The sequence below is a fragment of the Streptomyces sp. NBC_00510 genome (assembly GCA_036013505.1).
Taxonomy (GTDB): domain Bacteria; phylum Actinomycetota; class Actinomycetes; order Streptomycetales; family Streptomycetaceae; genus Actinacidiphila.
Genome location: CP107851.1, coordinates 7,722,247 through 7,735,197, shown reverse-complemented (window position 1 = coordinate 7,735,197; position 12,951 = coordinate 7,722,247). Strand labels below are relative to the sequence as shown.

Here is a 12,951-nt window from a genome sequence, read left to right as displayed (position 1 = left end):
GGGATACCGGCAGATCAGTGTGCCGTCCATCCACCGTCCATGGTGAGCGAGGCACCGGTGATGAAGGACGCCTGCGGCGAGCAGAGGTAGGCGGTCAGCTCGGCGACCTCCTCCGGCTCCACCAGCCGCTTCACGGCGGAGTCGGCGAGCATGATCTCGGTGACGACCCGCTCGGGATCGATGCCGTGCGCGGCCGCCTGGTCGGCGATCTGCCGCTCGACGAGCGGCGTGCGCACATAGGCGGGGCTGATGCAGTTCGAGGTGACGCCGCGCGCGGCGCCCTCCAGGGCGGCGGTCTTGGACAGCCCCTCCAGCCCGTGCTTGGCCGAGACGTAGGCGCTCTTGTAGGCCGAGGCCCGCAGGCCGTGGACGGAGGAGATGTTCACGATCCGGCCCCAGCCCTGTCCGTACATGTGCGGCAGCGCCCCCCGGATCAGCCGGAAGGGCGCCTCCAGCATCACCCGCAGCACCGTGGCGAAGACGTCGGGCGGGAAGTCCTCGATGGGGCGGACGAGCTGCAGCCCGGCGTTGTTGACCAGGATGTCGGTGCCCGCGGCGGCCTGCTCGGCGGCGTCGAGGTCGGTCAGGTCCAGCGTCACGGTCTCGACGGCGCCGCGGCGGCCGCCCGCCGTGGCCTGTTCCGCGAGCTCGGCCAGGCCTTCGGCGTCCCGGTCGGCGGCCCGCACCTTGGCGCCTGCGGCGGCCAGGCGCAGGACGCACGCGCGGCCGATGCCGCCGGCGGCGCCGGTGACGAGCGCGGTGCGTCCGTCCAGGTCCGGCGACCCGGACGGCGGGACGGGGCCTGCTGCGGGACGGGGCACGGGGGGCGTGGGCGTCATGCACTGCAGGCTAGGCAGCGCGTGGGCCCCGACCGATGTGTGCGCCGCCCACACTCGTGACACCGCCCGTGGGGGCGGCGCACACTCACTCCTGCGGCGGCCCCGCGGGCTCGAACCAGGTAGGGCCGTCGGACAGCGCGTGCTTGAGGCGCAGCCGCCCGTGGTTGCCGAGGTCGGGCAGACCGTCCACCTCGAACCAGCCGACCTCCAGCGACTCGTCGTCCGCGACCCGGGCCCGCCCGCCGACGGCCCGGCAGAGGAAGGTGATGTCCACGTACTGGCAGCGGTCCCCGTTCGGGTAGAGGACCGGGTCGATCGTCTGGACGAGGACGACGCGCTCCACGACCGCGCGCACGCCGGTCTCCTCCAGCACCTCGCGGACGGCGGTCTCGGCGGGTTGCTCGCCGGGTTCGGCGATGCCGCCGATGAGGGACCAGCGTCCGTTGTCCGCCCGCCGGTTCAGCAGGACGCGGTCGTCGTCGTCGAGGACGACCGCCGTGACACCGGGCAGGAGCAGCTGCCGGTGGCCGACGAGGGCCCGCAGCTCGCGGAGGAATTCGGGAATCGGCACGCCCCCGAGCCTACGTCCTCGGCAGGGCCCTCCCGTGGATCAGGCCCGCGGGCGCGGCACTTGCCGTTCGCGCACGGGATCTCCACATCCCGAGCCCCCAGCGGTTACGGTGACCCCCGGGGCCGGGGGGTTCCCCGGGGGTCAGGGGGTGCGCTGATGGACACGCGAACCGGCGGCACGCGGTCAGGCGTCGGGGGCGCCGGCGACGGCCCGGCGGAACGCCCGCGCTCCGGATGGACGGACGCGGTCGGCGCGTTGGTCCTCGCCGGCTGCGCGGTGTGGTCGCTGGTCGCCGCGGCGGGCCGCCCGGCCCGTCCGGAAGGCGTGCTCCTGGCCGTCCTGGCGGTCACCGCCGGATACGCCGCAGGCCGCGTCGGCGGCGCCCTGCGTCCGGTGGCCGTCCCCGCCGTGGCGGCGCTCACCGCGGTCGTCCTGGTGGTTGCCCTCCCCGGTCGCCTGTCCGGCGGCCCGGACACCCCACCGCTCGGGTACGCGAACGCCGACGCCGCGCTGATGGTGCTCGCCACCGGCGCCGCCTGTTGCGCCGCCTGGGCCGCGCGGACCCGACCGCTCCGGCTGGGCCTGCGCCTGCTCGGCGCCACGGCGGCCGGGTTCGCGCTGGCCGTCGGCTCCGTCACGGGGTTCGCGGCGTGCCTCGGGGTGGTCCTGTGCTCGCTGGCCGCCGACCGCACGCGCCGCGCGGTCGGTCTCGCGGGCCTGGCCCTGGCCCTCGTCGTGGCGGTCGGCGGCACCTGCGCGGTCGCCGTCGACGCCCTGCCGCCGGGGCTGTCGGCCTCGCTGTCAGGGCAGCTCACCCCGGCCCGGGTCCGGCTGTGGCACGACGCCCTGGAGACCGCCCGGGACCATCCCGTACGCGGGATCGGCCCGGGCCGCTTCGCCGAGGCGGGCGCCGGACCGGCTCCCTCGGCGCCCGGCGGGGGCACGCCGCAGTCGGCGCCCCTGCAACTGGCGGCCGAGCAGGGACTGCCCGGCGTCGCCCTCCTCGCCGCCTCGTACGTCTGGCTGCTCTGGGCCCTCCAGCGCTCCCCGCGCCCGACCCCCGTCGTCCTGACCGCCGCGGCCGCCCTGACCGGCCTCGCCATGCAGTCCGCCGTCGACCACGTCCTCAGCTACCCCGTCGTCACCGCCGCCGCCGGCCTCCTCGCCGGCCTCGCCACCTCCCGCCCCCTCGGCGGAACCCCGGACCCCGGCGGCACATGAGCCTCCGGCTCACCCCGCCGCCCGCGTCACGTCCACCCGGGCGAGGTCGGCGAACCGCCGGTTGGCAGCGGCGAACCCGTCCATGGCCGCCGGACAGCCGCACGGATGTCGTCGACGCCGCTGCCGGATCGCAACGGGTAGGCGGCGTGGAACAGCGCGCTGACGGCGTGAGCGAGCTCTCCCGCGGCCTCCATGACCACGTCCGGTGCCTCCAACCGGACCGCGGCGAGTGCGGCGTCCATCGGGACGAGGGCCTGCCAGGCCGCGACCAGGTCGTCCACGGGGTCGTCGGGGTGGGCGGCGCGGTGGTCGACCGCCGAGGCGAGTTCCTTCGTGGCGGCACGGCAGGCGGCCATGAACGTCACGTAGGCGTCGCGGCGGTTCTGCCGCTGCCAACGCCGGTCGTCGAGGTCCCTCTGCCGTACGAGCTGCCACCGCATCGCCGTCCAGGCGAAGCCGCCGGTGACCACCGAACCGAACGCGCCGACCGCGGCGCCCAGCAGTGCCGCTGTTGCCTCGTCCACACGGGACCCCCTCCCGGCGGCCCGTCGGTGCTGCCCGCACCGGCCCTACCCGGCTCGCGGCATGCGTCACACACCGGCACAACGGGCCGGGGGCCATTGCCTCACCCCGGGGGGCCGACATAGCATCGTGCTCCGTAGTGGTGAATCGATTCGACGAATCGATTCGACAGCCCGGGCACACGGGTCGCGAAGGAGCCGCATGACCACGATCAAGGACGTCGCCGAGCGCGCCGGGGTCGCGCCGAGCACCGTGTCGTACGTTCTGAGCGGCTCGCGCAAGATCTCCGAGGACACCCGCCGCACCGTGCAGCAGGCGATCGACGAGCTCGGCTACCACCCGCGCGCGAGCGCCCGCACGCTGCGCAGCGCGCGCACCAACGTGCTGGCGCTGGCCTTCCCCCGCGTGGCGGGCGGCTACCGGGCGGTCGACGGGCAATTCGCCATCTACATCAGCGACGCGGCCCGCGCCCATGGCTACGACGTCCTGCTCATGACCGCGCGGGAAGGCGTGCCGGGGCTGCGCCGCATCGCGCGCGGCGGTCAGGCGGACGCCGCGATCCTGATGGCCGTGGAGATGGAGGATCCGCGCATCGCGGCCATGCTCGAACTCGGCTTCCCCACGGCGCTGCTGGGGCGGTCCGCCGACGACGCCGCGCTGCCGTGGACCGATCTGGACTGGGAGGCGGCCGCCGCCCTCGCAGTCCACGAGGTCGCCGCCGCCGGCCACCGGGACATCGCGTACCTGGCCACCACCGAGCGCGAGATCCAGGCTCGACGCGGCTACGCGATCCGGGGCGTGGCCGGTGCCCGCCGCGCGGCGCCGGAGACCGGGGCCGACGTGCGCGTGCACCAGTCGACCGGGGACATGGCGCGGCTCGCGCGGCGCATCGGCACCCTGCTGCACGGCGAGCGCCCGCCGACCGCCCTGGTGGTGCAGCACGTGGCGGCGCTCCCGCACATCCTCGCCGCCGTGGCGGCGGAGGGGCTACGGGTGCCCGAGGACCTGGCGGTCGTGGCGGTCGGCAACCTCCCCGACGACGTGGGCGGTCAGGACCTGCCGCGCATCGAACTGCCCGTCCCCGAGATGTCCGCCGAGGTGACACGGCTCGCCGTGGAGGCCATCGCCGCCCACGCGCAGGGCACGTCCCCCACGCCGCCGGGGCACCGGCTGATCCCCCCGGTGCTCGTGCCGGGCCCGCTGATCGCCCCGCCCCGCCCGCGCACGGCCGGCGCCTGAACCCGGCGCCCTCCGTCCGCCGTTCCCACCGTCCCGTTCCACGTACCCGCCACTCACCCAGCCAGGGAGCACTCCCCCATGCCCACCGATTTCCCGGTCTTCCCGCCCGGTTTCCGTTTCGGCGCCGCCACCGCCGCGTACCAGATCGAGGGTGCCCACGACGAGGACGGCCGCGGGCCGTCCATCTGGGACACCTTCAGCCACACCCCGGGCCGCACCGCCGAGGGCGCCACCGGTGACGTGGCCTGCGACCACTACCACCGGCACGCCGAGGACGTACGCCTCCTCTCCGACCTGGGCGTCGACTCCTACCGCTTCTCCGTCGCATGGCCGCGCGTCGTCCCGCAGGGCCGCGGCGCGGTCAACGGCAAGGGCCTGGACTTCTACGACCGCCTCACCGACGACCTGCTCGCCGCCGGCATCTCCCCCGCCGTGACCCTCTACCACTGGGACCTCCCGCAGGCCCTGGAGGACGAGGGCGGCTGGCGCAACCGCGCGACGGCCGAAGCCTTCGCCGCGTACACGGCCGCCGTCGCCGAGCGGCTCGGGGACCGCGTCGAGCGCTGGATCACCCTCAACGAGCCCTACTGCTCGGCCTTCGTCGGCTACGCCGAGGGCCGGCACGCCCCCGGCGCGCAGGAGGGCACCGGCGCGCTGGCCGCCGCCCACCACCTGCTGCTCGCGCACGGCCTGGCCGTGCGCGCCCTGCGCGAGGCGGGCGCCCGCGAGGTCGGCATCACCCTCAACCTCGACCGCATCGAGGCGGCGAGCGGCTCCGCCGCGGACCAGGCCGCGCTGCGCCGGGCCGTGACGCTGCACAACGACACGTGGACCGAGCCGCTGTTCTCGGGCCGCTACCCCACCGGCGAGGCCGAGACCTGGGGCGCGCTCGCCGACGGCTCGTACCGCCGCGAGGGCGACCTCGAGGTCATCGCAGCCCCGCTGGACTTCGTGGGCCTCAACTTCTACCGCCCCCTCACCGTCACCGACGCCCCGCACCGCGAGTCCGACCCGGCCCGCCGTACCGCCGTCGACATCGGTGTGCGGGAGACCGACCCGTACGGGACGCGGCACACCACCATGGGCTGGCCCGTCGTGCCCGAGTCCTTCACGGCGCTGCTGCTGGAGCTCAAGGAGCGCTACCCGTCGCTGCCGCCCGCCTTCATCACGGAGAACGGCTCGGCGGAGGCCGACGTCCTCTCCCCCGACGGCCGTGTCGACGACGCCGACCGCGTGACCTACCTCCGCGACCACCTCCACGCGCTCGTCGCCGCGATGGACGCGGGTGTGGACGTGCGCGGCTACTACGTCTGGTCGCTGCTGGACAACTTCGAGTGGGCCCGGGGCTACGGCCAGCGCTTCGGCATCGTGCACATCGACTACGACAACGGCGCCAAGCGCACGCCCAAGGCCAGTTACGGCTGGTACCGGGACCTGATCGGCGCCCACCGGGCGGGACGGCAGGAGCGGTCGTGAAGTTCACCGACGGCTTCTGGATGATGCGCCCGGGCGTCACGGCGAAGTACGCGACCTCCGTCGCCGACGCCTCGGTCGCGGACGACCGGATCGTCCTCCACGCGCCGGTGAAGCCGGTGCGGCAGCGCGGCGACACGCTCAACAGCCCGCTGCTGACGGTCGAGTGCTGGTCCCCCGCCGAGGGCGTGATCGGCGTGCGCACCACCCACCACGCCGGGAAGGCCCGCCGCGGCCCGGAGTTCGGCCTGGCCGGCGCCGGGGACGGCGGCACGGGGAAGACCGCCCGCGACGGCTCGGTGCTCGAGCTGACCTCGGGCGGACTGACGCTGCGCGTCGACACCTCCGCCCCGTGGCGGCTGGACTTCACCGCGGGCGGCCGCGTCCTCACCTCGGCCGGCGCCCGCGGCACGGGCTTCGTCACCGACGCGGACGACCGGCACTTCATGGTGGCCCAGCTGTCGCTCGGGGTCGGCGAGCTGGTGTACGGCCTGGGTGAGCGCTTCACCCCGTTCGTGAAGAACGGCCAGACCGTGGACATCTGGCAGGCGGACGGCGGCACGATCAGCGAGCAGGCGTACAAGAACGTCCCGTTCCACCTCACCAACCGCGGCTACGGCGTCTTCGTCAACCACCCCGGCAAGGTCTCGTACGAGGTCGGCTCCGAGGTGGTCGACCAGGTGCAGTTCAGCGTCGAGGACCAGTCGCTGGAGTACTTCGTCGTCCAGGGGTCAACCCCGAAGGAGATCCTGGCCCGCTACACGGCCCTCACCGGCCGCCCCGCGCTGCCGCCGGCCTGGTCGTTCGGCCTGTGGCTGTCGACCTCCTTCACCACCTCCTACGACGAGGCGACCGTCAGCCACTTCGTGCAGGGGATGGCGGACCGCGGGATCCCGCTGAGCGTCTTCCACTTCGACTGCTTCTGGATGCGCGAGTACCAGTGGAGCGACTTCACCTGGGACGCGGAGGTCTTCCCCGACCCCGAGGGCATGCTCGCCCGTCTCAAGGAGCGCGGGCTGCGCGTCTCCGCCTGGATCAACCCGTACATCGCGCAGAAGTCCGCGCTCTTCGCGGAGGGCATGCGGGAGGGCTTCCTCGTCACGCGGCCGAACGGCGACGTGTGGCAGTGGGACCTGTGGCAGCCGGGGATGGCGCTGGTCGACTTCACCAACCCCGCGGCCCGCGCCTGGTACGCGGAGAAGCTGCGCGCGCTGGTGCGGCAGGGCGTCGACGTCTTCAAGACCGACTTCGGCGAGCGCATCCCGGTCGACGTGGTGTGGCACGACGGCTCCGACCCGGAGCGCATGCACAACTACTACGCGCAGCTGTACAACCAGGTCGTCTTCGACCTGCTGCGCGAGGAGCGCGGCGAGGGCGAGGCGGTGCTCTTCGCCCGCTCGGCGACCGCGGGCGGGCAGCAGTTCCCGGTGCACTGGGGCGGCGACTGCGAGTCGACGTTCACGGCGATGGCGGACAGCCTGCGCGGCGGTCTGTCGCTCGGCCTGTCGGGCTTCGGCTTCTGGAGCCACGACATCGGCGGCTTCGAGGGGACGCCGGACCCGGCGGTGTTCAAGCGCTGGGTGCAGTTCGGCCTGCTGTCCTCGCACAGCCGGCTGCACGGCAGCAGGTCCTACCGCGTGCCCTGGGAGTTCGGCGACGAGGCCGTCACCGTCACCCGCGACTTCACCCGGCTGAAGAACCGCCTCATGCCGTACCTGTACCGGGCCGCACTGCAGGCCCGTGACCAGGGCACCCCGATGATGCGGGCGATGGTGCTTGAGTTCCCCGACGACCCGGCCTGCCACCACCTCGACCGGCAGTACATGCTCGGCGACGACGTGCTGGTCGCTCCGGTCCTCAGCGCGGACGGCGAGGTCGAGTACTACGTCCCCGCCGGCACCTGGACGCACCTGCTGACCGGCGAGCGCGTCGAGGGGCCGGGCTGGCGGCGCGAGACGCACGGTTTCGACACGCTCCCGCTGCTGGCGAGGCCCGGCTCGGTCGTGCCGTTCGGCGCCTTCGAGGAAGGCCCGGAGTACGACTGGGCCGACGGCGTCACCCTGCGGGTGCACGCCCCGGCCGACGGCGGCGAGACGATCACCACCGTGCTGGCTCCTGACGGCACGGCGGCCGCCGTCTTCCGGGTAAGCCGTACGGGTGACACGGTCACGGTCGAGGCCCGGGGCGAGCGCCCGCCGGCCACGCCGTGGAACGTACTGCTCGTCGGCGCGGACGACACGGACGGGGCCGAGGGCGCCACGTCGGCCGAGCGCACCGGGCTGGGCGTGCTCCTGACGTGCGCCGCGGGAACCGGACGGGTGACGGCGCGCTGGTCGTGACCGCGCGCCGGCCGTGAGGGGCCGCGCCCGGGCCCTCGGTGGCCACGGGCGCGGCCTGTGCCCGGCGGCTACGGGCGCAGGCTCAGCCGGCTGCGGATGGCCCGGACGGCGCCCTCGGCGTCGTCCACGGTGACGGTGAAGTGCCGGCCGTTGCCGAGGTCGATGACGACACCGGGCCCGCGGCGGACCACGACCGCGGTGCCCTGTTCCGGCCGCCAGCGGTAGCCCCAGCCGCCCCAGTGGCGGGGGCTGACGACGGGGGCGAGGTGCGCGTCGTTGATCTCCTCCCACCGGAACCGCCGGCGGGGCACGCCGATGTGGCCGCAGAGCACCTGGAGCCCCTCGCGGTCCACGTTCACGCGGACGTGCGTGAACGCGACCGTTCCGAACAGCACCAGCAGCCCCGCCGCGATGCAGCCCACGACCGACATGACCAGCGGCACCGTGCCCGAGGTGTAGGGCGAGGCCACGGCGAGCTCGATGCCGAGCGCCATGCAGGCCGCTCCCGCGGCCGCCAGCAGCCACTGGAAGCGGTTGCTCGCGTGGCCGGTCCACACCTGGGATGTACGCGCGTCGTCACGCTGCGCGTCCGTCATAGTCCGCAGCCTACTCATCCCACGGCGAGTTGGCACCGTTCCACGGAGGGGAAATGAGGGGGACGGCGCCCGGGGGCGCGTCCGAGCGGGGTCAGCGCGCCTCGGCCGCGGCGGGGGTCACTCCGGCGTCGAGGGAGCGGCCCTCGGCGTAGGCCAGCGCCTCGGGCGTGACGGCGCCCGCCCGTCCGCTGAGGATCACCGCGAGGCTGCCGGTGGACGCCGCGTCCGGGCGCGGCCCGGCGCCGATCCGCCGCAGTGTCTGGGCGGCGACGGCGTCCGCCGAGCCGTACAGCCGGGCGGGACCGGCCAGGGCGGCCCGGATGCGGTCGGCGACCAGCTCGTAGTGGGTGCAGCCGAGGACGACCGCCTCCACGTCGGAGGGGGTGAGCGCGGCCGCGGCGGCGATGGCGGTGGCGGTCGCGGCCTCGTCGGCCCGATCGACGGCGTCGGCGAGGCCGGGACACGGCACCTCGGTGATCTCCGCGCCGTTGCCGAATTCCTCGATCAGCCCGCGCTGGTAGGGGCTCCCGGTGGTCGCCGGGGTCGCCCAGATCGCGACCTTGCGGGCCCCGGCCGCGGCGGGCTTGATCGCCGGGACGGTGCCGACGACCGGGATGCCGGGTTCGAGCGCCGCGCGCAGCGCGGGCAGGGCGTGCACCGAGGCGGTGTTGCAGGCCACGATCAGCGCTTGCGGGCGGTGCTCGGCGGCGGCGAGGGCGCAGGCCAGGGCGTGCGCGGTGACGTCCTCGGGGGTGCGCGGACCCCAGGGCATGCCGTCGGGGTCGCTGGAGAGCACGAGGTCCGCGTCGGGCCGCAGCCGGCGGATGGCCGCGGCCGCGGCGAGCAGGCCGATACCGGAGTCCATCAGCGCGATCTTCACGGGGGACAACCCTACGCGATGCGATTGTCGGCCCGCTCTGCGGCCGTACCGGGGGAAATGACGCACGCGGGAGGGCGACGGCGGCAGACTGCGGGGGTGACGTGGCTGACGTGGGTGACCATGGTGTCGTTGCTGTCGTGGGTGTGGCTGCTGCTGGCGCAGGGGTCGTTCTGGCGGACGGACGTGCGGCTGCCCGCCGTCGCGGCGGAGCCCCGGGAGTGGCCGGACGTGGCGGTGGTCGTCCCGGCGCGGGACGAGGCGGAGGTGCTGCCGCGGAGCCTGCCGAGCGTCCTGGCGCAGCGCTACCCGGGACGCGCCGAGGTGGTCCTGGTGGACGACGGCAGCAGCGACGGCACCGGGGAACTGGCCCGTGCGCTGGCGCGCCGGGTGGACGGGCTGCCGCTGCGCGTGGTCGCGCCGGGGCCCGTCCCGGAGGGCTGGACGGGGAAGCTGTGGGCGGTGCGGCACGGCATCGATGTGGCCACCGCGTCCGGCGGCCCGGAGTTCCTGCTGCTGACGGACGCCGACATCGCGCACGGCCCCGAATCGCTGCGCCACCTGGTGGCCGCGGCGCAGGCAGGCGACCTGGACATGGTGTCGCAGATGGCCCGGCTGCGGGTCGCCACGACGTGGGAGCGGCTGATCGTCCCCGCCTTCGTCTACTTCTTCGCGCAGCTGTACCCGTTCCGCCGGGTTAACCGGCCGCGTGCCAGGACCGCCGCGGCCGCCGGCGGATGCGTGCTGATCCGCCGCACGGCGGTGGAGCGGGCGGGCGTGCCCGACACGATCCGGCACGCGGTGATCGACGACGTGGCGCTGGCCCGAGCCGTCAAGCGGACCGGCGGGCGGATCTGGCTGGGCCTGGCCGAGGAGGTCGACAGCGTCCGCCCCTACCCCGGCCTCGCCGAGCTGTGGCGGATGGTCTCGCGCAGCGCGTACGCGCAGCTGCGGCACAGCGCGGTCCTCCTCGCGGGCACGGTGCTCGGCCTGCTGCTGGTGTACGTGCTCCCGCCGCTCGCCACGATCGGCGGGGCGGTCACCGGTGACCGCCCGCTGTGCGCGGCGGGCGCGGCGGCGTGGGCCCTGATGTGCGGCACCTACCTACCGATGCTCCGCTACTACCGGCTGCCGCCGTGGCCGGCGCTGCTGCTGCCGTTCACGGCCGTCCTCTACCTGCTGATGACGGTCGACTCGGCGGTGCAGCACGGCCGGGGCCGTGGGGCCGCGTGGAAGGGCCGCACCTACGCGCGGCCGCGGCCCGACGACGCCTCGGCGTAGACGACGGCGAGCCGGGCGCCGACGGCTGCCGTGCCGTAGCGGCGCCGGGTGCGGTCGGCGAGGACCGCGGGACGGCGCGCGGACAGCCGGGCGGCGGCCTCCACCAGCGCCCGGCCGAGTGCGGGGGCGTCACCGGGTGGGACGAGCACCCCACCGTCGTGCCCGACGAGTTCGGGGAGCGCTCCGGTGCGGGTGCCGACGACGGGGGTGCCGCAGCAGAGCGCGTCCAGGGCGCGCACGCAGAAGCTCTCCACGTGACTCGCCACGAGGAAGAGGTCGGCGTGCGCGACGGTGTGCAGCGCCTCGGCGCGGCCGCGGGCCCGGCGCACCGTGACGAAGTGGGCCACTCCGCACTTGCGTATCAGCTCGCGGACGTCGCCGGGGAGTTCGGCGGACCCTTCGGCGATGACGTCCAGCCGCAGCCGTGGGTCCTTGACCCGGGCGGTGGCGAAGGCGCGCACCAGCACCTCCCAGCCCTCGTGCGCCTCGAAGCGCCCCGCGGCCGCCACCCGCACCGGGTCCTGGCTGATCCGGGTGCGGGCGGGCACCGGCGGCAGCGCCTCGGGGCCGACCGGGTGCGGGACGAGGCGGTGCCGGCCCGGGAGGCGGAGCTCCCCGAGCCGCAGCAGCAGTGCGTCGCTGACCGCGAGGACGGCGGCGGCCTCGCGGTAGATCCGCGCGCGGGACCGCCGCGCGGGAAGACCGGGGAGCGGGCGCGTGGGGTGGCCGAACAGGGACGGGTCGTCCTCGCTCAGCACGTAGGGCAGCCCCGCGGTCCGTGCGAGCCGGGGCAGCAGTTCCTCGGAGCCGGGCACATGGCCGTGGATGAGGTCGAACCGGCCGCACTCGGCCGCTTCGTGGCGCAGCACGCCCTCGACGCGGCCCGCGGTGACCCGGCGCGCCACGGCGCCGCCGTGGGGGACGGCGACCTGGTAATGGTGCGGCCGCTCGGGGTCGCGGCCGGCGTAGGGGAGCCCGCGGACGGCGGGCAGGGTCAACTCGCGGACGGCCACCACGTCGACCACGTCGGCGACGGTCGCAGCGGCCTTGTGCCATTCCTCCGGCCGCGCCGGCCGGTTCTGCCCGAAAAGCATGGCGACGCGCATGGCCCACTGTGGCATATCGGGGGCCTCCCGGGACGAAGTTCGCCGGAGTCACGGAAACGCCGCGTTCCTCCTTCGTGCGGGTGACTTGTTGGTGCGCGAGAGTGCCGGTCCCGTCACCCTCCGACACCACCCGGCCGGGTGCTTCCCCGCGCCCGTGTTCCTGCGTGACGAGCGGTAACGCCCCAGGCCCAGCGCCTTTACGCGATCCGAACGGCGGCCACGGACCGATTTCCTCCGATTCGCTCGCAATAGGGCTCAGCCGTCACTCGCTGCACATGAAATGACCTGCTAATCGGTCTCCCCAACCAGCACATCGTGGGCTTAACTTATGGGCTATGACCTCCCCCCGCGGTTCTTACGGCGGTGGCTACTACACGTCGCCGTTCTTCCCCGACACCCCCATCTACGACAGCCTGGTCGCAGAGCGGGGCACCCCTCAGATCGCGCCGATCCGCGTACCGTCCGCGTACGACACCGGCAGCAATCTCCCGGCCCTGCCGGCCGCGCTCCCCGCGCTGCCCCCCGGCCCCTCGCAGTACTCCTCCGCGCCGAGCACGCCGTCGTACTCCGGCTACTCGGCGCCCGGCTACCAGCAGCCCCAGCTGCAGCAGGCGCCGGCGCCCTACATCCCGCAGCAGGCCACCGCGCCCCGGCCCGCCGCCTTCAACGGCGGGTACCAGGCGCAGCAGTACCAGGGCCCGGCCGGCTACGAGCAGGTGCGCCCCGCCGCCGCGCCGCGTCCGGTGCCGCCGCGCCCCGTGGCGCCCAGCGGCTACGACGAGCAGCCGTACCAGCGGCGCAACCTCGGCCAGGGCTACTACTCCGGCTGACGCCGGCGGGCGGCCCGGTCCCCGCCGACGGGTGACCGCGCCGCCTGGCACGATGGC

At 74.9% G+C, this 12,951-nt stretch carries 12 protein-coding genes; 6 read left to right on the top strand and 6 right to left on the bottom strand.

Annotated elements, in window-relative coordinates:
• Positions 1-14 precede the first annotated feature (14 nt).
• Both OG937_35020 and OG937_35015 read right to left on the bottom strand, forming a co-directional pair.
• Positions 15-839, bottom strand: a complete 825-nt coding sequence (locus OG937_35020) for a 3-hydroxybutyrate dehydrogenase (protein ID WUD76534.1) — start codon at positions 837-839, stop codon at positions 15-17.
• A gap of 85 nt (positions 840-924) precedes the next feature.
• A complete protein-coding gene (locus OG937_35015; GenBank protein WUD76533.1) occupies positions 925-1,410 on the bottom strand; it encodes an NUDIX domain-containing protein in 486 nt (161 codons plus the stop codon).
• 156 nt (positions 1,411-1,566) lie between these two features.
• On the opposite strand from OG937_35015, the gene OG937_35010 reads away from it, so the two are divergent.
• Complete coding sequence (locus tag OG937_35010; GenBank protein ID WUD76532.1) at positions 1,567-2,631, top strand: O-antigen ligase family protein; 1,065 nt, start codon at positions 1,567-1,569, stop codon at positions 2,629-2,631.
• Positions 2,632-2,657: 26 nt separating this feature from the next.
• Here the strand turns inward: OG937_35010 and OG937_35005 are convergent, their stop codons facing one another.
• On the bottom strand, positions 2,658-3,155 hold the full coding sequence (locus OG937_35005; GenBank protein WUD76531.1) for a hypothetical protein: 498 nt from the start codon (positions 3,153-3,155) through the stop codon (positions 2,658-2,660).
• 199 nt (positions 3,156-3,354) lie between these two features.
• Between OG937_35005 and OG937_35000 the strand changes: the two genes are divergently transcribed.
• The 3 genes from OG937_35000 to yicI all read left to right on the top strand — a co-directional run bounded on the left by OG937_35000 (position 3,355) and on the right by yicI (position 8,204).
• The gene (locus OG937_35000; protein WUD76530.1) at positions 3,355-4,392 is read left to right on the top strand and encodes a LacI family transcriptional regulator; all 1,038 of its coding nucleotides are present in this window, start codon (positions 3,355-3,357) and stop codon (positions 4,390-4,392) included.
• Positions 4,393-4,470: 78 nt separating this feature from the next.
• On the top strand, positions 4,471-5,868 hold the full coding sequence (locus tag OG937_34995; GenBank protein ID WUD76529.1) for a GH1 family beta-glucosidase: 1,398 nt from the start codon (positions 4,471-4,473) through the stop codon (positions 5,866-5,868).
• Positions 5,865-8,204, top strand: coding sequence for an alpha-xylosidase (gene yicI, locus OG937_34990; GenBank protein ID WUD76528.1), 2,340 nt, complete (start codon positions 5,865-5,867; stop codon positions 8,202-8,204). Before OG937_34995 ends, yicI begins: the two co-directional genes overlap by 4 nt.
• 68 nt (positions 8,205-8,272) lie before the next feature.
• Here the strand turns inward: yicI and OG937_34985 are convergent, their stop codons facing one another.
• The gene (locus OG937_34985) at positions 8,273-8,800 is read right to left on the bottom strand and encodes a hypothetical protein (GenBank protein WUD76527.1); all 528 of its coding nucleotides are present in this window, start codon (positions 8,798-8,800) and stop codon (positions 8,273-8,275) included.
• A 91-nt stretch (positions 8,801-8,891) separates the two neighbouring features.
• On the bottom strand, positions 8,892-9,680 hold the full coding sequence (locus tag OG937_34980; protein ID WUD76526.1) for an aspartate/glutamate racemase family protein: 789 nt from the start codon (positions 9,678-9,680) through the stop codon (positions 8,892-8,894).
• 57 nt (positions 9,681-9,737) lie between these two features.
• Here OG937_34980 and OG937_34975 point away from each other — a divergent pair, with 57 nt between their 5' ends.
• Positions 9,738-10,958 carry a glycosyltransferase gene (locus OG937_34975; GenBank protein ID WUD76525.1) on the top strand — a complete coding sequence of 407 codons (1,221 nt, stop codon included), beginning with the start codon at positions 9,738-9,740 and terminating at the stop codon, positions 10,956-10,958.
• On the opposite strand, the gene OG937_34970 is transcribed toward OG937_34975, so the two are convergent.
• Positions 10,922-12,079, bottom strand: a complete 1,158-nt coding sequence (locus OG937_34970) for a glycosyltransferase (protein WUD76524.1) — start codon at positions 12,077-12,079, stop codon at positions 10,922-10,924. The genes OG937_34975 and OG937_34970 overlap by 37 nt on opposite strands.
• Before the next feature lie 320 nt (positions 12,080-12,399).
• Here OG937_34970 and OG937_34965 point away from each other — a divergent pair, with 320 nt between their 5' ends.
• Positions 12,400-12,894 carry a hypothetical protein gene (locus tag OG937_34965; protein WUD76523.1) on the top strand — a complete coding sequence of 165 codons (495 nt, stop codon included), beginning with the start codon at positions 12,400-12,402 and terminating at the stop codon, positions 12,892-12,894.
• Positions 12,895-12,951: the final 57 nt, after the last annotated feature.